The following is a 23,111-nucleotide window of genomic DNA, read 5'->3' as shown; positions in this document are numbered from 1 at the left end:
AACGATCACGGCGGCAAACCGGATCCGGCAAGTACCGTGCCGGTCATGAACACCGACCTCGTACCGCCTGGCGAACCGTTGGACTGGTCCCAGGGCCGGTGGTTGAACCCGCCGCTGCGCGCCGAGCGGGGCCCGGCCGGCGAGTTGGTCGTCGAGGCCGCCGCGGAGACCGACTTCTGGCGGCGGACCAGCTACGGCTTCGTCCACGACAACGGCCCCGCCCTGCTGGCGCCGCTGCCGGTCGGCAGCGCCATGGAGGTGAGCTTCCGGCTGGACCTGAGCGGGCAGTTCGACCAGGCCGGCGCGCTGGTGCGGGTGGACGAGCGGACCTGGACCAAGGCCGGCGTCGAGATGAGCGACGGCGAGCTGCAACTCGGCGCGGTGGTTACCAGGGAGTTCTCCGACTGGTCGGTGGGGCCCGTGCCGAGGTGGGCGGGTCGGCAGGTGACCGTCCGGGTCAGCAGGGCCGGCGACGCGCTCACCGTACGGGCCCGGGCCGACGACGAGCCATGGCAGCTGGTCCGGCTCGCCCCACTGGACCCGGCGGCCGAGGCCGTGGCGGGCCCGTTCTGCTGCGCTCCGGTCCGCGCCGGCCTGAGCGTGGTGTTCACCGGTTGGCGGCGGGGGCCGGCGGACACCGCGCTGCACCCGGAGCACTGAGCACAGGTGTGGGACAGGCGCTGCGGGGTATCACCCTCCGATCCCCGACAGCCGACCCGGAAGGACGACCATGGCGTACGCCCAGGCTGGTGACCCGTCCGAGTTCACCGGGTTGACCGGTTGGGTGGCCTCGGTGATCGAGGCGATGGGCCCGGTAGGTGTCGCGTTGCTGGTCGCCCTTGAGAGCATCGTCCCGCCGATCCCCAGCGAGATCGTGCTGGCGATGGCCGGTTTCCTGGCCCACGAGGGCCAGTTCAACGTCGTGCTCGTGGTGGTCGCCGCGACGGTCGGCTCGCTCGTCGGTGCGCTGGTGCTCTACTGGCTCGGCGCGGCGCTGGGCGAGGAACGGCTCAAGCGCTGGCTGGACCACATCCCGTTGGTCGACCGCGACGACCTGGAGAAGGCCGACCGCTGGTTCGAGCGGCACGGCCGGTGGGCGGTGCTGATCGGCCGGGTGGTCCCTGTGGTCCGCAGCCTGGTGTCCGTCCCGGCGGGGGCCAACCGGATGCCGCTTGGCGAGTTCGTCCTGCTCACCACGATCGGCAGCGGGCTGTGGAACGCCCTCATCGTCGGCGCCGGCTACGCGCTCGGCAGCCGCTGGCAGAACGTCGAGCGCTACAGCGACTGGTTCAACTATGCGATCATCGCGGTCTTCGCGGTCATGCTCGTCACCTGGGTGATCCGTAAGGTCCGCCGCCGCCGGGAACGCGACGACCGGCGGTCGGTGACCGCCGGTCGCTGATCCGCGTCGCGCTCAGTTGAACTGCGCGCTGATCGACGTGAACTCCCACGTGTTCTGCGCGATGCCTGAGCAGTTGGAGACGACTCCCCCGCCCGGGCACGGCCGGTCCCGGTTGACCGACCAGAACGTGAACCGGCTCAGCCCACGCGCCTTCGCCCAGTCCCGGATCTGGGTCCAGGTGGCCGGCGTGGTCAACTCCTGCTGGTCGGAGAGCCCGTTCATCCCGGAGATGCCCATGTGGGCGTACGCCGTCGCGTCGGACCAGCCGAAGGCCGTCTTCAGCGTGTTCTTCAGCCCCTCGGCGGCGTTGACAGTGCTCTGGTACATGTTGGCCCCGCCGCCGAAGTCGAACGGCATGATGGTGAAGGTGTCGATGTTGGCGCCGAGCGCGGCGGCCTGGTTGATCAGGCGGGTGCCGTAGTACGACGGGCCGGTGGTCGACGTGCCGAACGTGATGATCGTCTTCAGGCCCGGGTTGTTCTGCTTCACGATCTTCAGCGCGCCGAGGATCCGGTCCTGTACGACCTCGTTCTCGAACTCGTCGCTGTTCTCGATGTCGATGTCGATCGCCTTGAGCCCGAACGCGTTGATCACCTGCTGGTACGCGCCGGCCAGGGCGCTGGCCGAGGAGCAGTTCGGGCCCAGCTTGTTGCCGCTCCAGCCGCCGATGGACGGGATCACGTCGCCGCCGGCCGCCCGGATCGCCGCGATGGTGCTGGCGTGCGCGCCGCCGGTGAGCGGGCCGCCGCCGTCCCAGGCCGGGGTGCAGCCGCCACCGGAGAGCACGAAGGCGATGGTGAACCACTTCACGCCGGTCGCCGACATGACGGTCCCCGGGGCGGGCGGGTCACCCCAGCCCGGGTAGAGGTAGGGCGCGACGGCCATCGAACCGCCGCCACCGGTGCAGCCTGTGGTGTTCGCGGCGACCGCCGCCGAGCGCGCCGACTCCCCCGCCGAGTTGTACGCGGCCACCGTGTAGCTGTGCGCCGAGCAGGCGGCCAGGCCGGAGACGGTCGTCGAGGTGCCGGTGACCGTGGCGCGCACCGTCGAGCCCTCGTACACCCGGTAGCCGGTCACCGTGCCACCCACCGCGTTCCAGGCCAGCGATACCGCCGAGGCGGTCGTGCCGGTGACCCGCAGGCCGCCGGGAGTGCCGGGGGCGCCCGGGGGCGTGGTGGGGCCGCCGGAGCAGGACGCGCCGTTGACCGTGCAGTTGGTGGGGTCACCGGTGCCGGCCACGATGAAGCCGAACGAGGTGCTCGCGCCTGCCGACAGGGCACCGTTCCAGGACAGGTTGCGGGCGGTCACGTGCTGACCGGAGCTGCTCACCTGGGCGTCCCAGGCGGACCCGACGGTGCTGCCGGCCGGCAGGTCGAACTGCACGTCCCAGGAGGTGATCGCCGTGGACGTGTTGTTGGTGACTGTGAACTTCGCCTCGTACCCGCTGCTCCAGCTGCTGGTGCGGGCGAAGGCGGCGGTGGCGGCCGACGCGGCCGGCGGTGCCACGACGGTGGCCGCCACCAGTGCGGCGGCCAGCGCGACGGCGAACGTCGCCGCGCGGGGGGATCGGATTTTCACGGTGGCCTCCAGGGACCGGTGTGGTGGGGGGATGGTGCCCTGCGCGGCCGGGTGGTGCGCCGGCCGCGCAGGTGGTGCGCCGACGCCGGTACGGGCGTCGGCGCCGCTCAGGGCAGGGTGTCCAGGTGCGGGGCGACCGTGCGGGCGAAGCCGTTGCCGTTGCTGACGTCCCAGTTCACCGACCAGGTCATCGCGCCTCGGATGCCGGGGTAGGTGCGCGGCGGCCGGAAGCTGCCGCAGTTGGTGCCCCGGGCCAGGCAGTCCAGCGCGGCGTTGACCACGCTTGGCGCGACGATGCCGCCACCGGCCGCACCCGGTCCGGCGGGCAGGCCGAGGCCGACCTGGTCGGGGCGCAACCCGGCCTCCAGTTGGATGCAGGCAAGCGCGACGATGAAGTTCACGGTGCCCTGGCCGTACGCGGCGTTCTGGTCGCAGCCGAGCATCGCCCCGGAGTTGTAGAACTGGGTGTTGACGACCGTCAGGATGTCCCTGATGTCGAGCGCCAGCTTGAAGTAGCCGCCGGCCGGGTTCTGCATGTCGATGGTCTGCGGCGCCATCGCGATGATCAGACCCGACCCGATCTTGGCCCGCAGCGCGCGCAGCGCCTGTGCCATGTACGTCGGGTTGAGCCCGTTCTCCAGGTCGATGTCGATGCCGTCGAAGCCGTAGCGGGCGATCAGCGTGGCGGCCGTGTCGGCGAAGACGGTGGCCGAGGCGGCGTCGTTCACGGTGACGCGGCCGGTCTCGCCGCCCACGGAGAGGATCACCCGCTTGCCCCGTTGGTGCAGGGTACGGACGTCGGCGGTGAAGTCCGCGTCGGTGTAACCGCCGAGCGCGGCGGACAGCCCGGGGTCGATACCGAAGGTGAGCGCGCCAGGCGCCGTGGTGGCCTCGGCGAAGGCGACGGCGACGAGGTCGTACTCGGCGGGGACGTCGCGCAGTCGCAGTTCCACGGCGGGGTTGTCGAAGTTGTGCCAGTAGCCGGTGAGCAGGTGCTTCGGCAGCCCGCCGGTGGGCGGGTCCGTCGGGGGTGGCGTGGTGGGCGGTGGCGTGGTCGGCGGGGGTGTGGTGGGTGGAGGCGTGGTGGGCGGGGTGCCGCCGCCGCACGGCGCGCCGTTGAGCTGGCAGCCGGTCGGGGCGCCGGAGCCGCTGGCCAGGAAACCGAAGGAGACCGAGGCACCCGGGGCGACCGTGCCGTTCCAGGACCGGTTGGTGAAGGTGTGCCGCTGACCGGCGGAGCTGAGTGTCGCGTCCCAGTAGCTGCCCACTGTGGTGCCGGAGGGCAGGTCGAAGACGAGGCTCCAGCCGTTGATCGCCGATCCGCCGCCGTTGGTGATCGTGTACTTCCCCTCCCAACCGGAGCCCCAGTCGGCGGTCTTGACGAAGCTGGCGGTGGCCCCGGCGGCGAAGGCGGGCAGCGCGACCCAGGCCGCGCCGAGCGTCGCGGCCAACGCGGTGACCAGGGGCAGGACAAGGGATCTGGCAGGCTTCATGCGGCCCTCCGCGCCCGGCTGGGCATCCATGTACGTCAACGTTGGCGCTAATTATTAAGACAGTTAACTGTTTCTGTCCAGAGGCCGACGCGAATGATTGGGTCTCCCGCCGCGCGACGACGCGACGGGAGACCCGCACAGGCCCGCCTCAGCGGCGGAACGTGAACCAGTTGACGTTGACGAAGTCGTTCGGTTGACCGCTGGTGAAGGTGAGGTAGACCGCGTGCCGCCCGGTCACCGCCCCGACGTTCCCGGGCACCGAGCGCCAGCTCTGCCAGCCACCGGTGTTGCCGATCGCGAAGCTGCCGATGGGCGCCGCCGTCGGGCTGTCCACCCGTACCTCGACCAGGCCGCTCACCCCGCTGCCCGCCCCGGAGGCGACACGCGCCACGAAGTCCCGGGGCCCGGTGGAGCCGAACTCGACGTTGTCGTACCGCACCCAGTCCCCGTTGCGCAGCGCGCCGAGGTTCTGCCCGCCCTCGGCACACGCCTCGACGATCACACCGTTCTGGGCGCTGAACGCCTCGGCCTCGATCTGCCCGTACGCGTCCCTCGTGCCACCGGGCGGCGGCGTGGTGGGCGGCGGAGTGGTGGGCGGGGTGGTTCCGCCACCCCGGCGGTACACCGCCACGTAGTCGACGAGCATCGGTCGACCCGGGACGGTCGCCGCGGTGGGCGTGCCGCTGCCGGCCACGCCGTTCGGGAACGCTCCGCCCATCGCCACGTTGAGCAGCAGGAAGTAGCCCGCGTGCGAGGTCATCTGCGACCAGGCCGGCTCACCGACGCGACTCTGGGTGACTGTGTGGAAGAGCTGCCCGTCGACGTACCAGCGCAGTTGCTGCGGGCTGGTGGAGGCGTCCCACTCGAACCGGTAGGTGTGGAACGCGGACTGGCAGCTCGCGCCCGGGCAGGCCCGCGACGCGCCGATGCCGTTGAACTCGTCGCAGGGTCCGCCGGGAGCGACGCCGCAGTGCAGCACCCCCCACACCGAGTTGATGCCGTTGACGTTCTCCATCACGTCGAACTCGCCGATGCCCGGCCAGTTCTGGTAGTTGCCGCGGTAGGGCGCGCCGAGCGCCCAGAAGGCGGGCCAGTAGCCCGCCGCCGCGGCACCCGTGACGTTCGGCATCTGGATGCGGCCCTCGATCGCGAGCACACCGCCGGCCGGGGCCTTGAAGTCACTGCGCACGGTCTCGATGCGGGCGGAGGTCCAGCCGCCTCCACCGTCGCGCAGTGGCGTGATCCGCAGGTTGCCGCCGCCGTCGTGGCTGACGTTGGCGGTGCTGGCGGTGTAGGTCTGGATTTCGCCGGTGCCCCAGTTCGCGGGGCCGCCGGGGTAGTTGTGCCCGGTGTCGATGATCCAGTTCGCGGCCGACGGCAGGGTGCCGGCCGCGCCTGTGAAGTCGTCGCTCCAGACGGTGCTCCAGCCGGTGGGGGGAGGCGGAACGGCGGCCTGCGCGGTCACGGCGACGCCGGCCAGGGCCGTGGTGGTGGCGACGAGCAGGGCGGACGCCAGCAGGCGGCGTCGGACGGGTGGGGCGGTGGGGGCCGCCGAAGGTGGGGACATGGACGTGCCTCTCTGCGGGGGACGGTCGAGAGAGCGCTCTCTCAGTGGTTGTACGTCCCGCTGGGACAGTTGTCAACGTCGATCTGTCAGGTGCTTGCCGGAACCGCCTGCGGCCGACGGAGCACCACCTGCTCCAACGCCGACCACGCGGTCGTGGCCACCAGGTAGATCACCGCCGCGAGCGGCAGCACCAGCGCCACAAGCACGGTCGTGAACGGCAACAGCGGCAGCAGCCGGCCGAGCGTGGCGGCGCCCGGCCCCTCGGTGGGCGTACCGGCCACCGTGCCGACCGCCGCCGACGCCCGACGCGCACGGCGCGACGACCACCAGGCCAACACCAGCAGCAGGACCAGCAGAACGGCGAAGAGCGGACCGGCCGCACCTGTCAACCCGTCGCTGACATGGTGGCCCAGCGGCACACCGGCCAGCCGCTCGTCCAGCAGCCCCGTGCCGCCCTCGCTGGTGCTGAACAGCCGGTACAGCACCAGCAGGAACGGCAGTTGGAGCAGCAACGGCAGGCACCCGGCGATCGGGTTGGCGCCCGCCGAGCGGTACAGCGTGAACACCTCCCGCTGAAGCGTCGCCGAGTCGTCGGCGTACCGCCGCTGGAGCTCGCGCACCTGCGGGGCGAGCGCCGCGCGACGCCGCTCCCCACGGACCTGCGCGACTGTCAACGGTGAGATCAGCAGCCGCACGGCGACCGTGAACAACACGATGGCGGCGGCGGTGGCCATGCCGCCGGCCAGCGGTTCGAGCAGATCGGTGAGCCAGGACAGCGCCGCGCCGGCGGCGGCGACAGTGTCGTGCAGTGGTGCGAAGGCGAGCATGGGAAACCCCTCGGTCCGATTCCGGTGGGGTCCTTCCCCGGCGGCGTCCGCCGGGCGAAAGGACCGGTGACGGCGGGATCGGCCGCGCGGCGCGACGCGCTACGCGACCGAGGGGAACCCGGGTGCGCGGGGCCGGGGCCGTCCGGCGGCGTCCGGGTCGATCTGACGGGGCATCCGACGCCCCCGGGAGCGGGCCCGCAGCCCGGCCCAGCGACGCGCGACGCCCACCGCCCCCGAACGGCCCGGCACCCGCGCCGCGAGCAGCGTGGTGAGCAGCACCAGGGCGGTAAGCGCGGCGCCCGCCAGCAGGTCGGTCGGGCGTTCCGCGAGCAGGGTGAGCTGGGCGAACGCGGTCATCCACGCGACCCAGAAGAACCCCAGCGGTACCGGCACAGGCTGAGCATAGGACCCGATGTCACGCCACCTGACCGAATCGCGGGCCCTGCCCGGCACCGCGGGCGCGACGCCGCCCGGCGACGGTGTGCCGGCCGGCGACACCGACCCGGGAGAAACGACGCGCGACGCGCCGCCATCACGTTTCCAGGCATCGCCACGTTGGGTAACCGAACACCCGACCGACGCGGACGGACCGTGGACGGCAGGAACGGACGGTGGTGTCGCGATGACGGGCCAGGTGACGGAGGCGCCAAGCGGAACGACTGCGGGGGCCGAGTTGCTCACCGTGGGTGTCGAGGAGGAGTTCCTTCTCGTCGACCCGCACACCGGAGCCGCGGTCCCCGCCGTCGACCTGGTACTGGAGCAGGTGCCGGCGGAACTGCGCGGGCAGGTGGAGCGCGAGTTCCAGACCAGCCAGATCGAGATCGGGAGTCCGCCCGGCCTGGAACTCTCCTCGATCCGGCACTCCCTCGGCGTGCTGCGCGGCGCGCTCGCCGACGCCGCCGAGCGGGCCGGCGTACGACTGCTGGCCATCGGCACCGGTCCGGTGGACGGTCCGGTTCCGCCGGTGGTGGACAAGCCCCGCTTCGACCGGATGATCGAACGGTTCCGGCTGCTCGTCCCCGGCCCCGGCAACAACGGCATGCACGTGCACGTGGGCGTCCCGGACCCGGACACCGGTGTGCAGGTGCTCAACCACGTACGGCCGTGGCTGCCGCTGTTGCACGCCGTCACCACCAACTCCCCGTTCTCCAGGGGTGAGGACACCGGCTACGCCAGTTGGCGTTCGGTGGAGTGGGAGCGCTGGCCGTCGGTGGCGCCGACGCCCTGGCTGGAGTCGTACGAGCACTACCAGCGGCTGATCCGTCAGTTGATCTCCAGCGGGGTGATGCTCGACGAGGGGATGCTCTACTGGTACGCCCGGCTGTCGGCGAAGTACCCGACCGTGGAGCTGCGGATCGGCGACGTCTGCCCGTCGGTGGACGACGCGGTGCTGGTCGCCGCGCTGGTGCGGGCCCTGGTGGCCACCGCCATGTCGGACGTCGAGGCCGGCCGCCAGGCGCTGCGGACCGACCACCACCTGCTGGTCGGCGCGCACTGGCGGGCCGCGCACGACGGCCTGGAGGGCGAGGGTGTCGACGTGACCACCGGGGAGCTCCGCCCGGCCTGGGAGCTGCTGGACGAGTTCGTGCAGCGGATGCGGCCGGCGCTGGAGCAGCACGGCGACTGGGCTGAGGTGACCGACCTGCTGGGTGGACTGCGCCGCCACGGCACCGGCGCGGCCCGCCAGCGTGCGGTGTTCGCCCGCACCGGGAAGCTCACCGACGTGGTGCAGGACGTCGCACGACAGACCCGTGGCTGAACACCTCGTGACAGGATGATCCCGTGGCCCAACGGCTGATCGTCATCGGTGGGGACGCCGCCGGCATGTCCGCGGCGTCCCAGGCCCGCCGCCGCCGTGGCCGCGACGACCTGGAGATCGTGGTCTTCGAGCGCGGTCACTTCACCTCCTACTCGGCGTGCGGCATCCCCTACTGGATCAGCGGCCTGGTGCCCGGCCCGGACGCGTTGATCGCCCGGGATCCGGAGACCTTCCGCACCACGTACGCCATGGACGTGCGGATGCGCCACGAGGTCACGACAATCGACCTGGAGCGCCGCGAGGTCGTGGCCCGGGACCTGGAGGGCGGCGGCGAGGTCCGCGAGCGTTTCGACGACCTGATGTACGCGACCGGCGCGGAGCCGGTGAAGCCGCCGTGGGCGGACACCGACGCGGACGGCGTGTTCGGCATGCAGACCCTCGACGACGGGGCCGCCCTGCGCCTCTGGCTGGACGCCGAGCCGCAGCCACGCCGGGCCGTGGTGGTCGGTGGCGGCTACATCGGCGTCGAGATAGCCGAGGCCATGATCCAACGTGGTCTCTCGGTGACCCTGGTCGAGGCGGGCGACCAACCGATGTCGACGGTGGACGCCGACATGGGCGAGCTGGTCGCCGAGGCCATGCGGGGCCTCGGCATCACGATCCGCACCGGCCTGCCGGTGACCGGCCTGGAGCAGCGGGACGGCCGGGTGTCCGCCGTGGTCACGGCCGAGGGGCCGATTCCGGCCGACGTCGTGGTCCTGGGCCTCGGCGTACGCCCCAACGCCGCGCTCGCCGAGGCGGCCGGACTGCCGATCGGCCCGACCGGCGCGATCCGGGTGGACCGCCGGATGCGGGTGGCCGAGGTGCCGGGCGTCTGGGCGGCCGGTGACTGCGTGGAGACGCTGCACCGGGTCAGCGGACTGCCTGTGCACGTGCCGCTCGGCACGCACGCCAACAAGCAGGGCCGGGTCGCCGGGATCAACATCGGTGGCGGGTACGCCACCTTCGCCGGGGTGATCGGCACGGCTGTGACGAAGGTCTGCGACCTGGAGGTGGGCCGGACGGGCCTGCGCGAGCGCGAGGCATCGGCTGCCGGTTTCGACTTCGTCTCGGTGATCGCCGAGTCGACCAACCGGGCCGGCTACTACCCCGGCGCCCGACCGATGACCGTCAAGTTGATCGCCGAACGGCCCAGCGGCCGGCTGCTCGGCGCGCAGATCGTCGGCTGGTCCGAGGCGGCCAAGCGGATCGACACGCTGGCAGTGGCGCTGTGGAACGGCATGACGGTGGACGACATGACGGCGCTCGACCTGGGCTACGCTCCGCCGTACGCGCCGGTGTGGGATCCGGTGCTCATCGCTGCCCGAAAGGCGGTCGACGCGCTCGCCGCCCTCGACCGCTGACCCGCGCCTCCGTGGAGGACCACCCCGTGACGCAGACCCCCACCCGGCCGGCCGCACGCCGCCGCCCGACGATGGTCGACGTGGCCCGGCATGCCGGGGTCAGCCTGAAGACGGTGTCCCGGGTGGTAAACGACGAACCGGTGGGGCAGGAACTGGTGGGTCGGGTCCTCGCCGCCATCGCCGAACTGGGCTTCCGGCGTAACGACATCGCCCGCAACCTGCGCTCGCGGCAGCTCAACGCCACGGTGGGGCTGCTCATCGAGGAGATCGCCAACCCGTTCTACGCCACCATCGCCAGTGTGGCCGCCGAGATCGCCGCCGCGCACGGCACGATGTTGATCACCGCCTCGTCGGAGGAGGACCCGGAGCGGGAACGCGCCCTGCTCCAGGACTTCACCCAGCGCCGGGTCGACGGGCTGCTCGTGGTGCCGGCCGGCCCCGACCACTCGTTCCTGCGCCGGGAGGTCGAGCTGGGCATGCCTGTGGTGTTCCTGGACCGGCCGCCGCAGGGATTGCAGGCGGACGCCGTCCTGCTGGACAACCGGGGTGGCAGCCAGGCCGGGGTCGGCGCGCTGCTGGCCGAGGGGCACCGCCGGGTGGGCCTCCTGCTCGGCGCGCCGAGCGTGTCCACGATGCGCGAGCGGCTGGTCGGTGCGCGGGCCGCGCTGGCTGCCGTCGGTGTGGAACCGGACGAGTCGCTGGTCCGGGAGCGCCTCATCGCGCCGGAGGAGGCGGGCCGGGCGGTCGCCGAGCTGCTCGACCTTCCGGAGCCGCCGACCGCGTTCTTCTGCGCCAACAACCGGCTCACGGTCGGCGCGCTCCAGGAGCTGCACCGGCGGGGCAGTGACGCCGCGCTTGTCGGCTTCGACGACTTCGAGCTGGCCCACCTGATGCCCCGGCCGCTGACCGTCGTCGCCTACGACACCCGTGAGCTGGCGAGGGTCGCCACCGAACGCCTCTTCCAGCGGATCGCCGGCGACGACGACAGCCCTCCGTCAACCACTGTCCTCCCCACCCAGCTCCTTCCCCGAGGCCTCTCCTGACCCCGCCGGCCCCCGGTCGGCTCAGCCGGCGGGGGTCAGGAGGGCCTCCACCTCGGCGCGGCGGGGTGGGTCGGCACCTCGGCGTGCGCAGGTCAACGCGGCCACCGTGGCGGCCCGCCGCAGCACCTCCGCCCACTGCTGGGCGCTCACCGCGGCCAGCCGCTCGGCCGGACGGTCACCGAGCGCGTCGAGGTCGGCCAGCGCGGCCAGCAGACCGCCGGTGAACGAGTCGCCGGCGCCGACGGTGTCGACCACGGTGGTGCGCACCGCCGGCTGCTCGTGCAGCGACCCGTCCGGGGCGAGCAGGACGACGCCGTCCCCACCCCGGGTCACCACCGCGCAGGACACCCCGGCCGCGCGCCACTCGGTCATCACGTCGGCGAGCGTCCGGTCCGGATGGAGCCAGGCCAGATCCTCGTCGCTGGCCTTGACGACGTGCGCGAGGCGTACCTGCCGCCGTACCCTCTCCTGCTCGGCCGCCCGGTCCGTGACGATGCTCGGACGCAGGTTGAGGTCGATGGAGAGGGTCAGCCCGTCCCGACTGTGTTCGCTGGCGAGCAGGTCCTCCAGCACCTGCGCGCCGGGGGCCAGCGCGAGCGCGAGCGACCCGGTGTGGAAGGCGGTCGCCGGTGATCCGGCCAGCTCGGGCAGCTCGCGTGGCGTCCACTGCCAGTCCGCCGTTCCGGCCAGCCGGAACTCGTAGCTGGCCTGGCCGGTGGCGTCCAGGGTGGCCACCGCCACCGAGGTGGGCTCCTCGGCGCGGACCGCCCACCCCAGGTCGACCCGGTTGGCGCCCAGGTACTCGGTGAGCTGCCGGCCGTACCCGTCGGTGCCGATCCGGGCCAGCAGCCGTACCGGTTCGTCGAGCCGGGCCAGGGTGACCGCCACGTTCGCCGGGGAGCCGCCGGGCACGGCCCGCTCCCCCTCGGCGGTGACCACCAGGTCGATGAGCGCCTCCCCCGCTACCACGATCACGCGGCCACCTCGCCCGGGGCGAGCGGGCCGGGGCCGCCGAGGCCGTGGGCCGAGCGGGACAGCAGCACCGCCTGGTACGCGTGGTAGACGTCCGGTCGGCCGTGCCAGACGGTGTCGGCGGGACGGTTCCCCGGGTCCAGCTCGTGCCGCCACCCGGTGCCGTCGACGAGGTGCTGGCGGGCGTACGCCCAGAAGACCCGGTACCAGTCGGCGTAGACCTCGTCGCCGGTGCGTCGATGCAGGGTGACCGCCGCGCCGACGGCCTCGGCGAGCACCCAGTGCATCCGGGCGCGTACCACCGGCCGGTCGTCCCAGTCGATCGTGTAGACGAAGCCGTCGGCGCCGTCGACCGCCCAGCCGCGCCGCACCGAGGCGGCGAACAGCGCACGGGCGTCGTCCAGCAGCCAACGGGGTGGCTGCGGCAGAACCGCCTCCAGGTCGAGCAGCAGTCGAGCCCATTCGAGCCAGTGGCCGATGGTGGAGCCGTACGGCCGGAACTGGTCGGCGGGCTGGTCCCGGTTGTAGTCGGGCAGCGGCGTCCAGTCGGCGGTGTAGTGCTCGGGTAGCCGCCAGTCGTGCCGGGCGGCTTCGCCGTGCACGAGGTGGTCGGCGATGCGCAGGGCGCGGTCGGTCCAGCTCGCGTCGCCGGTGGCGGCGGCAGCGGCGATGAACGCCTCGACCATGTGCATGCTGCTGTTGGCGCCGCGGTAGTCCTCGGTGACCGTCCAGTCCCTGTTCCACGACTCGCGGACCGAGCCGGTGGCGGCGTCCCAGAACCGGTCCCGCACCACGGCCTGCGCGTCGGCGAGCAACCGGTCCGCGCCGGGTCGTCCGGCGCGCGTGGCACTCGACGCGGCGAGTAGGACGAACGCGTGGTCGTAGCCGGCCTTGTGGTCGTCGACGGGCGTGCCCTGCTGGTCCACGGCACTGAACCAGCCGCCGTACCGCTCGTCGCGCAGCAGCGTGGTGAGCGCGGCGATCCCGTGGTCGACGAGGGCCGCGGCGTCCGGGTCACCATTGCGGTGGGCGAGGGCGGCCACGTGGGTCATCCGGCAGGTGATCCAGGTGAAGACCGGTTCGCCGCGATCCGGGGTGCGGTCGTCGGCCAGCCACCAGAAGCCGCCCTCGGGCCGCACCGAGCGGCGGGCCGTGTCGAGCAGCGTGCGGGTCTGGTCGGCGAGGAAGTCGTCCAGATCGGGCAGATCGGGTGACCCGGCGGGAGCGGGGGTCGTGTCGGCGTCGGGTCGGGGCACGTCGGTCATCTCAGCTGGTCACCGTCGGGTAGGGAACGGACATACGGTCGGGGTCGGTGCGGATCATGTCCGCGCCGGGACATTGTGAACGCAAAGGCGGACCCAGGTTGGCCCGCCCGGCACTAATTCATGCGTTATGTCCTTTGACATCGTTGTCACTGATCAACCCTGCTCCGGCGGTCGGGTCACTGTCAACTCCGCTCGCGTCACACCGTGCCGCTGCCGCGCGCCCCGCCGACGCGATGGATGCCCCAGGATGGCCGGATGGATCTACCCAAGGGTCTCGACTGGGTACGTGCGTCACCGGCCGGCCGGGACTGGCTGGCCGTGCTCCCGAGGTGGCTGGCGGAGTGCACCGAGCGGTGGTCGCTGCGACTCGGCCCGCCATTCCGGTACGCCTACGCATCCCTGGCACTACCCGCGGACCTGCCCGACGGCACGGCGGCGGTGCTCAAGCTCCAGTACCCGGACGAGGACAGCCGGTACGAGGCCGACGCGCTGGCCCTCTGGGACGGCGACGGGGCGATCCGCCTGCTCGCGCACGACAGGGAACGCCGCGTCCTGCTGGTGGAACGCTGCCAACCCGGCACCGCCCTGCACGAGCTGCCGATGGACCGGGCGCTGGACGCGGTGACCGGGCTGCTGCCCCGGCTCTGGCGACCGGCCGGCGGGCCGTTCACCCCGTTGGCCGAGGAGGCCGCCGGCTGGATCGACCGGATGCCCCGGGCCTGGGAGCGGGCCGGTCGACCGTACGAACGGCGGCTGCTCGACGTCGCGAGCGCCCTGCTGGCCGGCCTCGCGTCGAGTCAGGGCGAGCAGGTGCTGGTCAACCAGGACCTGCATGCCGGCAACGTGCTCGCCGCCGACCGGGAACCGTGGCTGGCGATCGACCCGAAGCCACTTACCGGCGAGCGGGAGTTCTCGGTCGTGCCGATGGTGCGCGGTGCGGAGCTGGGCCACTCGCCGGCAGCCGTCCGGCACCGGCTCGACCGGCTGAGCGCCGACCTGGGGCTGGACCGGGAGCGGGTACGCGGTTGGACGATCGGCCACACGCTGGCCTGGAGCATCGCCGGTGAGGTCGTGTTCGCGCACCAGGTCGAGGTGGTCCGCTGGCTGCTCGACGAGGACTGACAGCTCAGCCGGCCTGGCAGGTACGGCACCAGTAGAGGTTGCGGCCGGCCAGCTCGCCACGGCTGACCTCGGTGCCACAGACGTGGCAGGGCGCGCCGGGGCGGCGGTAGACGTACACCTCGCCGCCGTGCCGGTCCACGCGGGCCGGGCGGCCCATCACCTCGGGCAGGTGCGCGTCGCGCACGGTGTCGATCCGACCGCGCTCGGCCGCGAGCCGCATCAGCCCGACGAGGTCGGCCCAGAGCGCGTCCCAGCCGTCGCGGGTCAGCTGTCGGCCGGGCATCGTCGGCGGCAGCCCGGCCCGGAACAGCGCCTCGGTCACGAAGATCAGACCGGTGCCGGCCACCACCGACTGGTCCAGCAGGAGAGCAGCCAGGGGCGTGGGGCTGCGGGAGATCCGGGCGTACGCCCGCTGCGGGTCGGCGTCGGCGCGCAGCGGGTCCGGCCCGAGGCGGTCCCGCAGTGCGGCCACCTCGGGTGGGGTGAGCAGTTCGCAGGCCGTGGGGCCGCGCAGGTCCAGCCAGTTGCGGTCGCTGGCCAGCCGGAGCCGGATCTGGCCGACCGGGTCCGGTGGCTCGCCCGACCCGTCGGTGACCTTGCCGTACAGCCCGAGGTGCACGTGCAGGGTCAGATCCGCGGCGTAGTGGTGCAGGAGGTGTTTGCCGTACGCCTCGGTGCCCTCCAGGACGCTGCCGGAGAGCCGGGCGGCGCCCTCGGCGAAGCGGCCCTGCGGGCTGCTGGCGTGCACCTTGTCCCCGGCGAACAGCTCGGCGTGCCGGGCCGCCAGGCGGTGGATCGTGTGTCCCTCTGGCACGGGGCAAGGATAGTCAGCAGCGCCCGGTGGGGCCGGGTGAGCCGTGCCGCTGGGTGCCCGCGCGTCGCGTCAGCCCTGGCGCTGCCCCTTGACGACGGCCACGAACGCGGCCCAGGCGGGCGGGGCGAAGGTCAGCGCGGGGCCGGCCGGGTCCTTGCTGTCCCGGACGCCCACGACGCCTGGCAGGTTGTCGGCCACCTCGACGCAGTTGCCGCCGCTGCCGCCGCTGCGGGTGCTCTTGCGCCAACTGGCACCGGCAAGGTCAGTCATGATGCTCCTCGATGATCGAAGTGATCATTTTTTCTGATTCTGCCTCACCCGACGCGAGTGCCTCCAGATCCGACCAGACATGTTCGTAGGCGGTCACCTCGGCCGGCTTGTCCAGGTAGAGCGCTCCGGTGATGTTCTCCAGGTAGGCGGTGGTCGGCTCGGTCGACGCCCGGCCGAACGCCTGCGGGAAACCCAGCAGGACGAACGTGCCGGTCTCGCTGGCCAGGGGTGGACCGGCGGCGAGCGGGAGCACCCGCAGGCTCACGTTCGGCAGCGTCGCCACGTCGAGCAGGTGCCGCAACTGCCCCACCATCGCCCGGCGGTCAGGGATCGTGCGGCGCAGCACGGCTTCGCTCAGGACGACCCGCAACGTGGGCGCGCTGGGCAGGCGGCGCACGAGGATCCCCTGGCGTTGCAGCCGGACCTCGACCAGCTTCTCCCGATCCGCAGACGTCATGGTCGGGTTCTTCCGGCGGAAGAGTTCGCCCGCGTACTCGCGGGTCTGCAGGAGACCGGGAATCAGTTCCGCGTCGTATTGTCGCAGCGTTGAAGCGGACGATTCCAGACCGACGTACAGCGAGAACCACGACGGAACGACATCGCCGTACGAATGCCACCAACCCGTCGCGCGAGACTCCTTCGCGAGCGCGGCGACGATGTCCTTCATATCGTCGGACACCCGGTAGAGGGCACACATCGCGCGGGCGTCCACCACGCGCACCGGGACCAGCCCCTTCTCGATGCGCCACACCTTCTGCCGTGAGCAGTCAAGCGCCTCGGCCGCGGCGTCGAGTGTCACCGCAGCATCCTCGCGGAGCTGGGTGAGCAGCCGGCCAAGCTGCCGTCGAGGGACCGTGGACCCGCCTGTTTCATCCGTCATGCAACATCACCGCGTTCCTCGTGCAACATCGAACGTTACGCCCCGCACGCATTTCTATTCCATTCCTCGTGCGTCAATTCGAATTGAGGCTAGGGGTGGTGGGGCGCGTTGCGCAAGGGGCCAACATGGCACAGGCTTGCCACGTATCGGCCCCCTCATGAATGAGGTCGGGAATTGCCGGTCACCCTGTTCTTCGGGAAGGACACCGCAATGCGAGTGTCGTACAACGAATATCTTCTGGTCACCGCACTGACCCTCGCCCGCCGGCACCGACCGGTCTGGAGTTGGACGCGGTGGCGCAGGATGTGCCGCTGCGGCGCGGAACTGCCCTGCCGGGCCCGCCACCGCATCCCGATCAGCCGCGGGCACTGGCCGACGTGACCGAACTGAGGCCCGGCGACCTGCTCCTGATCGGCGAGGCCTGCTCGGTGCAGTTCGCCGGCGACCGGGCGCTGCGCCTGCGACTGGTGAGTGTGGACCCGCGCCCGACGTACCACGGATGGGTCTGGCTGGTCGGCTACGTCCTCGACGACAAGGGCCTGGCCGTCGACAAGCGGGAGGTGTACGTGCAGCGGGCCGGGTTGGAGGTACTCGGCGGCATCGGCCCGTGATCGACCCCGTCGTCACCCCACCGCACCGACAGGCGTACCCCGTCCTGGTGTCAGGAAACGCCCAACGGGGTACTTCGGGGCGGTACCGCGTGGATGCCACCCTCTCCGACGGCCACCACGCATTCATCAGGAGGTGTGTAGTGGTCAGGATTCCTTCGCTGTCCCGCCGGTCCGAGCCGGCACCGACGCGGGACGAGAACCTCGACGGCCGCGTGGACGGCCGCGACGCCCCGGTCACCGACCGGAACGACACGACGCTCACCGGCAGCCGGACGGACGACGAGACCGCGGGCCCGGTGGTGACCGACCGGGACGCCGACCAGACGACGTACCGCAGCACCACGGCGACCGGCGACCAGGCCAGCGAGGCCGAGCGACGGGCCGCCGAGCGCGCGGCGGTGGCCCGCGCCGCCACCGCCCGACCGGCGGACGGCGACGCCCGAGCCGTGACCACGGCGACCCCGACCCGTGATCGCACCGCCGACCGGGACGTGGACCTCGACCGGGACCGGGTGACCCCGACCGACACGACGGACCGCGCCACCCGGCCCGCCGACACGACTGGCCGGGTCACCACCGACCGTCCGGTCGACCCCACCCCGGACCGGACCGCGCCGGAGCCGCAGGTGACGCGCGGCCCGAAGCCGCGGGCCAGCCTGCTCGCCACCCTCGGCCTGATCGTCGCTGTCGCCGGCGCGCTGTTCGTGCTGACCGGCACCCTGGCCGGCTACGGCATCGGGCTCGGCGCGTTCGGCGCGGTGCTCTCGGTGTTCGGCCTCATGGCCACCCGCCGCCGGCACATCGCCGGCAAGACCGACGCGCTGTTCGGCGTGCTGATCGGCCTCGCCGCGGTGGTGCTCGGCGTGCTGGCGATGACCGGCCAGTTCGACTGGCCGACCACCGACGGCGACTGGGTGCAGCGCTTCCGCGAGTGGCTTGATTCACAGTTTGTCGATCGTTTCTAGCGGGCACTGTTCCGCTCGCCGGTGATGCGCCGGCGAAAAGCCGGCGGTTCGCCGGCAGCCCGAACACCCGGTGGTTCACCGGCCGGGCGACACCCTTTCAGGGGCGGCGGTTCGCCGCCCCTGAAGTGTTTCCGGGGTACGCCACGCGCCCGACACAACGAATCGCTCCCGGCGGTCGCTCAGACGCAACGAATATTCGGTCTGCGCAACTCTCGGTGGTGGATCCTGCCGCTGACGCCGCATAACGTTGAGCAACGGCGCCAGCCCGTGGGCCACGGTGGCCGGGCGCGCCCGACCCCTGGGAGCAGGACCAATGACGATGGACGCCACCAGCCAGCGCCTGTTGATGTGCCGGCCGACGTACTTCGCCGTCGACTACGCCATCAACCCCTGGATGGACCCGAGCGCGCCGGTCGACGCCGCGCTGGCCGTCCGGCAGTGGGAGCAGCTGCGCCAGACGTACCGCGACCTTGGCCACACCGTCGAGGAGATCGCTCCGGTGCCCGGCCTGCCCGACATGGTCTTCGCCGCGAACGGCGGCACCGTGATCGACGGCAAGGCGATGGCCGTGCAGTTCCGCGACCCGCAGCGCGCCGACGAGGCGCCCGCCTACCGGGCCTGGTTCGAGGCCGCCGGCTTCGAGATGTACGACCCGAAGCACGTCAACGAGGGTGAGGGCGACGTCCTGCTCGCCGGCGACCACCTGCTGGCCGGCACCGGCTTCCGCACCGCGCACGCCTCACACGCCCAGTTGCAGGAAGTCTTCGGCTACCCGGTGGTCACCATGCAGCTGGTCGACCCGCGCTTCTACCACCTGGACACCGCGCTGACAGTCCTCGACGAGCGGACCGTGGCGTACCTGCCGGAGGCGTTCTCCCCCGGCAGCCAGGCAGTGCTGCGTCGGCTCTTCCCCGACGCCGTGCACGCCACAATGGCCGACGCGGAGGTGCTGGGCCTCAACGCGGTGAGCGACGGCCGGCACGTGGTGCTGCCCGCGCAGGCCACCGACCTCGCCGCCAAGCTGCGCGACAGGGGCTACGAAACCATCGGTGTCGACCTGTCCGAGCTGCGTAAGGCCGGCGGCGGACCGAAGTGCTGCACGCTGCGACTCCGTCAGGGAAAGGCAAGCAAGTGATCGTGGATGACATCCTGCGTACGCCGGGAGCGGTCCGGGACGCCGAGCGCTGGACGGCGCACAACTACCACCCCCTGCCGGTGGTGATCTCGTCCGCCGAGGGTGCGTGGCTCACCGACGTGGACGGCAGGCGCTACCTGGACTGCCTGGCCGGCTACTCCGCGCTCAACTTCGGCCACCGGCACCCGCAGCTGATCGCCGCCGCGCACGCCCAACTGGACCGGCTGACGCTCACCAGCCGGGCGTTCATCCACGACCAGTTCGCCGACTTCTGCCGGGAACTGGCCGAGCTGTGCGGCAAGGACCTCGTGCTGCCCATGAACACCGGCGCCGAGGCCGTGGAGACCGGGATCAAGGTGGCCCGCAAGTGGGGCTACCAGGTCAAGGGTGTGCCCGCCGGGCAGGCCAACATCGTGGTCGCCGAAGGCAACTTCCACGGCCGGACCACGACAATCGTGAGCTTCTCCACCGACGAGGACGCCCGCGCCGACTTCGGGCCGTACACCCCGGGCTTCACAGTCGTGCCGTACGGCGACCTGGACGCGCTGGCCGCCGCGATCGACGAGAACACAGTCGCCGTGCTGCTGGAGCCGATCCAGGGCGAGCAGGGCGTGGTGGTGCCGCCGGAGGGCTACCTGCCCGGCGTACGCCAGGTCTGCACCGACCGGAACGTGCTGTTCATCGCCGACGAGATCCAGTCCGGTCTGGGGCGTACCGGCGCGACCTTCGCCTGTGACCACGAGGGCGTCGTGCCCGACATGTACCTGCTGGGCAAGGCCCTGGGCGGCGGCATCGTGCCGGTCTCCGCGGTGGCCGCGAACAGCGACGTGCTCGGCGTGCTCAAGCCCGGCCAGCACGGCTCCACCTTCGGCGGCAACCCGCTGGCCTGCGCGGTGGCGATCGAGGTGGTCCGGCTGCTGGCCACAGGCGAGTTCCAGCGCCGCTCGGCGGAGCTGGGCGAGCGCCTGCGCGCCGGCCTGGAAGGGCTGGTCGGCAAGGGCCTCGTCGCCGTACGCGTCCGCGGCCTGTGGGCCGGCCTGGACATCGACCCGGCGCTGATGAGCGGCCGGGAGGCGTGCGAGCGGCTCGCCGCGCGCGGCGTGCTCGCCAAGGACACCCACGGCTCCACGATCCGCCTCGCCCCTCCGCTGGTCATCACCGAGGAGGAGATCGACCTGGCGGTGGCCCAGCTCGCCGAGGTGCTGGCCGGCTGACCCGGAACACGCGAAAGGCGGGCGTCGACACCGACGCCCGCCTTTTCGCGTCAGGGACGGGGCAGGCGCATCGCCATCGTCGGGGCTTCGGCCATCACCGAGGTGGGCGTGAACGGGGCGCCCGTCGGCAGCTCCTCCGCGCGGCCGATCTGCACACCCGGGTACAGCTCCACCATGTCGTTCTCGCCAAGCACCCGGGACTGCTGCGGCGCCAGGGGGATCCGGTCCGCCTCGGCCATCGAACCGGCCGGCCGGATGCCCGAGCCGTTGGTGCTCACGTCGGTCACGATGACCTCGCCGACCCGCAGCTCGAAACGGACGTGACCCCTGCTGATCCACCGCCGGGCCTCGTCGTTGAGCCACTGCCCGAGCATGATCCCGCCCTCCTGCTCGGGTGCCCGGCCGGCCACCACCGGCTGCTCCTCGCTCAACACGAACCGCCGCCGGACCAGACCGCCGACGCGCACCGCCAGCACCTCCGTACGCGGCCGGGGCCCGCCGTCGCCGAGGCGTACGCCATGTCGGGGACAGGTCGGCACGCCGTTGCGCAGCGAGGGCGGCGGCTGCGCGGCCGGGCTGCGGTCCGCCCCTCCGGCCAGGTCGGCGAACGCTCCGCCCCCACCGCCACCGCCGAACAGCGCGCAGCCCGACTCCGGGCACCGCCACTGCCGGGCCAGCAGCTTCATCCCGGTCGGCGAACGCTTGCCGGCGACCGGGGCGTGCCCGCCACCGACGTGCGCGATGAAAACCGGCCCACCCGCGCCGGGCACCGGAGCGACCACCCGGCCGGGCTGCTCGACCAGCCACGGGAACCGCCCGCGCAGCCCGTCGAATCGCACCCGGCTGAGCACCGGCAACCCGAGCAGGTCGGCCACCTCCAGCATCCGGTCACCCGGGTTGTCGAGCACCTCGACGAGCCCGTCGTCGGCCCAACGGCGAACGACCATCCGCTCGTTCGAGGTCAGGTCCGCGTCGGAGAGCAACGCCCGGTGTACGACCGCGTACACCTGGACGCTGTCCTCCTCCAGCTCGCGGGAGAGCGCGTCGATGACCATGCCGAGCCGCAGCAGGCTGGCCGGCCGGCCGCCGTCGATGTCCTGGTAACGGATCACCTCGGCCAGGTCGAGCACCGCCCGGGCCAGCGACGGATCCGTGCAGACCCGCCCCTCGATGGCGTCCAGAACCTTGCTGATCTCGAATCTCATGCCGCACTCCGGACGATGTCGTCGATCCGCCGGGCCAACTCGATGTCCCGGTGGGTGACCCCGCCGGCCGAGTGCGTGACGCAGCGGAAGGTCAGGGTCCGCCATCGGATGTCGATGTCGGGATGGTGGTCGAGGTCCTCGGCCACCGTCGCCACCCGGCCCACCACCGCGATGGCGTCCGGGAAACTGCCGAGCTGGACCGTACGGCCGATGCCTGTCGGGTCACCCGACCAGTCGGACAACCCGCCCAGCTCTTCTCGCACCGCGTCCGCGGTGAGCAGGTCTGCCATGACCAGACCCTACCGGTGACGCCTGCACCGGGCCGGACGCGCCACCGGTGCCGACGGGAGACGGGACGGCGGTGGGGCGGCATCAGGAGATGCCGCCCCACCGGTACGTCTCGCATCGGCCGCGCCGCGGCCGGTCCGCTCAGCCGCGCAGCGGCCGGCCCACCTCGTGCAGGTGACCGAGCGCCTGCCGGTACGACTCGACCAGCCCGGTCTCCGCGTACGGGATGCCCTGCTCGACGCAGTAGGCACGGACGATGGGCTGCGCCCGGCGCAGGTTGGCCCGGGGCATGTTCGGGAACAGGTGGTGCTCGATCTGGTAGTTGAGCCCGCCCAGCGCGGTGTCCACCAGCCGGCTGCCCCGCACGTTGCGGGAGGTCAGCACCTGCTTACGCAGGAAGTCCAGCTCGTCCTCGGCGGTCGGCATCGGCATGCCCTTGTGGTTCGGCGCGAACGCGCAGCCCATGTAGAGACCCCACAACGCCTGGTGCACGACGGCGAAGAGCAGCGCCTTGACCGGCGACATGACGGCCAGCAGCAACGCCACGTAGCCGACTGTGTGCGCGACGAGCAGCGCCGCCTCGACCGCCCGGTGCCGCATCGGGGTCGTGTACCGGCCGTTCTCCCGGCCGAAGATCGCCCGGATGCTCGCCACGTGCAGGTTCAGACCCTCAAGCAGCAGCATCGGGAAGAAGAAGTACGCCTGCCGCCGGGCCATCCACCGACCGAACCCCCGGGTCTGGATCGCCTGCTCGGGCGTCCACACCAGGGCGCCCGCGCCGACGTCCGGGTCCTCGTCCTCGTGGTTCGGGTTGGCGTGGTGCCTGTTGTGCTTGTCGACCCACCAGCCGTAGCTGAGCCCGACCGCCAGATTGCCGGCCGACAACCCCACCAGCTCGCTGGGGCCGCGCCGGCGGAACATCTGCCGGTGCCCGGCGTCGTGCCCGAGGAACGCGACCTGCGTGGTGGCCACCGCCATCACGGCCGCGAGCGCCAACTGCCACCAGGAGTCGCCGACCAGGAACACGCCTACCCAACCGGCCACGAAGGCGCCGAGGGTGAGCACGATGCGGGTGACGTACCAGCCGGGGCGCCGCTCGAGCAGACCCGCCTGGCTGATCCGTCGGGACAACTGTGCGTAGTCACTTCCTCGCCGTCGTACCGGCGGTTCTGCCACCGCTCCGAGCGCCATCGCTGCTCCCGTTCCACTTGGGCCCGTACCGGGGTGGTTCGGGCCTATTGCCAAGTGTCCCAGCAGCGGTAGCGCAGAGTAACCCTGACAACCCCCGGATGGGGGGT

24 protein-coding genes are annotated in these 23,111 nt (G+C 72.2%); 11 read left to right on the top strand and 13 right to left on the bottom strand.

Annotated features, from left to right (window positions below; genetic code table 11):
* Positions 1 to 45 precede the first annotated feature (45 nt).
* Both ACZ6N8_RS20910 and ACZ6N8_RS20905 read left to right on the top strand, forming a co-directional pair.
* The gene (locus tag ACZ6N8_RS20910) at positions 46 to 660 is read left to right on the top strand and encodes a DUF1349 domain-containing protein (RefSeq protein ID WP_466012047.1); all 615 of its coding nucleotides are present in this window, start codon (positions 46 to 48) and stop codon (positions 658 to 660) included.
* Between the two features lie 70 nt (positions 661 to 730).
* Complete coding sequence (locus ACZ6N8_RS20905; protein ID WP_466012045.1) at positions 731 to 1,402, top strand: DedA family protein; 672 nt, start codon at positions 731 to 733, stop codon at positions 1,400 to 1,402.
* Positions 1,403 to 1,414: 12 nt separating this feature from the next.
* Here ACZ6N8_RS20905 and ACZ6N8_RS20900 read toward each other — a convergent pair whose 3' ends face one another.
* From ACZ6N8_RS20900 to ACZ6N8_RS20880, 5 genes are all read right to left on the bottom strand, one after another.
* Positions 1,415 to 2,980, bottom strand: coding sequence for a cellulose binding domain-containing protein (locus ACZ6N8_RS20900; RefSeq protein WP_466012043.1), 1,566 nt, complete (start codon positions 2,978 to 2,980; stop codon positions 1,415 to 1,417).
* A 107-nt stretch (positions 2,981 to 3,087) separates the two neighbouring features.
* The gene (locus ACZ6N8_RS20895) at positions 3,088 to 4,473 is read right to left on the bottom strand and encodes a chitinase (protein WP_466012041.1); all 1,386 of its coding nucleotides are present in this window, start codon (positions 4,471 to 4,473) and stop codon (positions 3,088 to 3,090) included.
* Positions 4,474 to 4,621: 148 nt separating this feature from the next.
* Positions 4,622 to 6,040: a carbohydrate-binding protein gene (locus ACZ6N8_RS20890; protein WP_466012039.1), complete on the bottom strand. Its 1,419-nt coding sequence runs from the start codon at positions 6,038 to 6,040 to the stop codon at positions 4,622 to 4,624.
* 86 nt (positions 6,041 to 6,126) lie between these two features.
* Complete coding sequence (yidC, locus tag ACZ6N8_RS20885; protein ID WP_466012037.1) at positions 6,127 to 6,867, bottom strand: membrane protein insertase YidC; 741 nt, start codon at positions 6,865 to 6,867, stop codon at positions 6,127 to 6,129.
* A gap of 99 nt (positions 6,868 to 6,966) precedes the next feature.
* Positions 6,967 to 7,260 (bottom strand): DUF6412 domain-containing protein, encoded by a 294-nt coding sequence (locus ACZ6N8_RS20880; RefSeq protein ID WP_466012036.1) that lies wholly within the window; start codon positions 7,258 to 7,260, stop codon positions 6,967 to 6,969.
* Positions 7,261 to 7,489: 229 nt separating this feature from the next.
* On the opposite strand from ACZ6N8_RS20880, the gene ACZ6N8_RS20875 reads away from it, so the two are divergent.
* From ACZ6N8_RS20875 to ACZ6N8_RS20865, 3 genes are all read left to right on the top strand, one after another.
* Positions 7,490 to 8,626: a carboxylate-amine ligase gene (locus ACZ6N8_RS20875; protein WP_364374029.1), complete on the top strand. Its 1,137-nt coding sequence runs from the start codon at positions 7,490 to 7,492 to the stop codon at positions 8,624 to 8,626.
* A gap of 23 nt (positions 8,627 to 8,649) precedes the next feature.
* The gene (locus tag ACZ6N8_RS20870) at positions 8,650 to 10,029 is read left to right on the top strand and encodes an FAD-dependent oxidoreductase (protein ID WP_466012034.1); all 1,380 of its coding nucleotides are present in this window, start codon (positions 8,650 to 8,652) and stop codon (positions 10,027 to 10,029) included.
* A gap of 71 nt (positions 10,030 to 10,100) precedes the next feature.
* Positions 10,101 to 11,072, top strand: a complete 972-nt coding sequence (locus tag ACZ6N8_RS20865) for a LacI family DNA-binding transcriptional regulator (protein ID WP_466012180.1) — start codon at positions 10,101 to 10,103, stop codon at positions 11,070 to 11,072.
* A 21-nt stretch (positions 11,073 to 11,093) separates the two neighbouring features.
* On the opposite strand, the gene ACZ6N8_RS20860 is transcribed toward ACZ6N8_RS20865, so the two are convergent.
* Both ACZ6N8_RS20860 and ACZ6N8_RS20855 read right to left on the bottom strand, forming a co-directional pair.
* Positions 11,094 to 12,047 (bottom strand): carbohydrate kinase family protein, encoded by a 954-nt coding sequence (locus ACZ6N8_RS20860; protein ID WP_466012032.1) that lies wholly within the window; start codon positions 12,045 to 12,047, stop codon positions 11,094 to 11,096.
* Entirely contained in the window at positions 12,044 to 13,309 is a 1,266-nt protein-coding gene (locus ACZ6N8_RS20855; RefSeq protein ID WP_466012030.1) for an AGE family epimerase/isomerase, read from the bottom strand. Before ACZ6N8_RS20855 ends, ACZ6N8_RS20860 begins: the two co-directional genes overlap by 4 nt.
* A 255-nt stretch (positions 13,310 to 13,564) precedes the next feature.
* On the opposite strand from ACZ6N8_RS20855, the gene ACZ6N8_RS20850 reads away from it, so the two are divergent.
* Positions 13,565 to 14,431 (top strand): aminoglycoside phosphotransferase family protein, encoded by an 867-nt coding sequence (locus ACZ6N8_RS20850; protein WP_466012028.1) that lies wholly within the window; start codon positions 13,565 to 13,567, stop codon positions 14,429 to 14,431.
* 4 nt (positions 14,432 to 14,435) lie between these two features.
* Here the strand turns inward: ACZ6N8_RS20850 and ACZ6N8_RS20845 are convergent, their stop codons facing one another.
* The 3 genes from ACZ6N8_RS20845 to ACZ6N8_RS20835 form a co-directional block, all read right to left on the bottom strand.
* Positions 14,436 to 15,245 (bottom strand): Fpg/Nei family DNA glycosylase, encoded by an 810-nt coding sequence (locus ACZ6N8_RS20845; RefSeq protein ID WP_466012027.1) that lies wholly within the window; start codon positions 15,243 to 15,245, stop codon positions 14,436 to 14,438.
* Positions 15,246 to 15,314: 69 nt separating this feature from the next.
* Positions 15,315 to 15,515 (bottom strand): DUF397 domain-containing protein, encoded by a 201-nt coding sequence (locus ACZ6N8_RS20840; protein ID WP_354826237.1) that lies wholly within the window; start codon positions 15,513 to 15,515, stop codon positions 15,315 to 15,317.
* Entirely contained in the window at positions 15,508 to 16,395 is an 888-nt protein-coding gene (locus ACZ6N8_RS20835; protein WP_466012025.1) for a helix-turn-helix domain-containing protein, read from the bottom strand. The genes ACZ6N8_RS20840 and ACZ6N8_RS20835 overlap by 8 nt, the downstream gene beginning before the upstream one ends.
* 210 nt (positions 16,396 to 16,605) lie before the next feature.
* On the opposite strand from ACZ6N8_RS20835, the gene ACZ6N8_RS20830 reads away from it, so the two are divergent.
* The 5 genes from ACZ6N8_RS20830 to rocD all read left to right on the top strand — a co-directional run bounded on the left by ACZ6N8_RS20830 (position 16,606) and on the right by rocD (position 20,320).
* The gene (locus ACZ6N8_RS20830) at positions 16,606 to 16,776 is read left to right on the top strand and encodes a hypothetical protein (protein WP_466012023.1); all 171 of its coding nucleotides are present in this window, start codon (positions 16,606 to 16,608) and stop codon (positions 16,774 to 16,776) included.
* Positions 16,773 to 17,006, top strand: coding sequence for a hypothetical protein (locus ACZ6N8_RS20825; protein WP_466012021.1), 234 nt, complete (start codon positions 16,773 to 16,775; stop codon positions 17,004 to 17,006). Before ACZ6N8_RS20830 ends, ACZ6N8_RS20825 begins: the two co-directional genes overlap by 4 nt.
* A 140-nt stretch (positions 17,007 to 17,146) precedes the next feature.
* Positions 17,147 to 17,971, top strand: coding sequence for a thrombospondin (locus tag ACZ6N8_RS20820; protein ID WP_466012019.1), 825 nt, complete (start codon positions 17,147 to 17,149; stop codon positions 17,969 to 17,971).
* A 319-nt stretch (positions 17,972 to 18,290) separates the two neighbouring features.
* Entirely contained in the window at positions 18,291 to 19,106 is an 816-nt protein-coding gene (gene ddaH, locus ACZ6N8_RS20815) for a dimethylargininase (protein ID WP_364374304.1), read from the top strand.
* Complete coding sequence (rocD, locus tag ACZ6N8_RS20810; RefSeq protein ID WP_466012178.1) at positions 19,106 to 20,320, top strand: ornithine--oxo-acid transaminase; 1,215 nt, start codon at positions 19,106 to 19,108, stop codon at positions 20,318 to 20,320. The genes ddaH and rocD overlap by 1 nt, the downstream gene beginning before the upstream one ends.
* A 50-nt stretch (positions 20,321 to 20,370) precedes the next feature.
* Here the strand turns inward: rocD and ACZ6N8_RS20805 are convergent, their stop codons facing one another.
* The 3 genes from ACZ6N8_RS20805 to ACZ6N8_RS20795 form a co-directional block, all read right to left on the bottom strand.
* Entirely contained in the window at positions 20,371 to 21,525 is a 1,155-nt protein-coding gene (locus ACZ6N8_RS20805; protein WP_466012018.1) for an FHA domain-containing protein, read from the bottom strand.
* Entirely contained in the window at positions 21,522 to 21,815 is a 294-nt protein-coding gene (locus tag ACZ6N8_RS20800; RefSeq protein ID WP_466012016.1) for a 4a-hydroxytetrahydrobiopterin dehydratase, read from the bottom strand. Before ACZ6N8_RS20800 ends, ACZ6N8_RS20805 begins: the two co-directional genes overlap by 4 nt.
* Before the next feature lie 139 nt (positions 21,816 to 21,954).
* Positions 21,955 to 23,004, bottom strand: a complete 1,050-nt coding sequence (locus ACZ6N8_RS20795; protein ID WP_466012014.1) for a fatty acid desaturase family protein — start codon at positions 23,002 to 23,004, stop codon at positions 21,955 to 21,957.
* Positions 23,005 to 23,111: the final 107 nt, after the last annotated feature.

It is taken from the genome of Micromonospora sp. NPDC047521 (genome assembly GCF_055587305.1).
The sequence above is the reverse complement of the archived record's forward strand: the minus strand, read 5'-3'. Positions and strand labels throughout refer to the sequence as shown.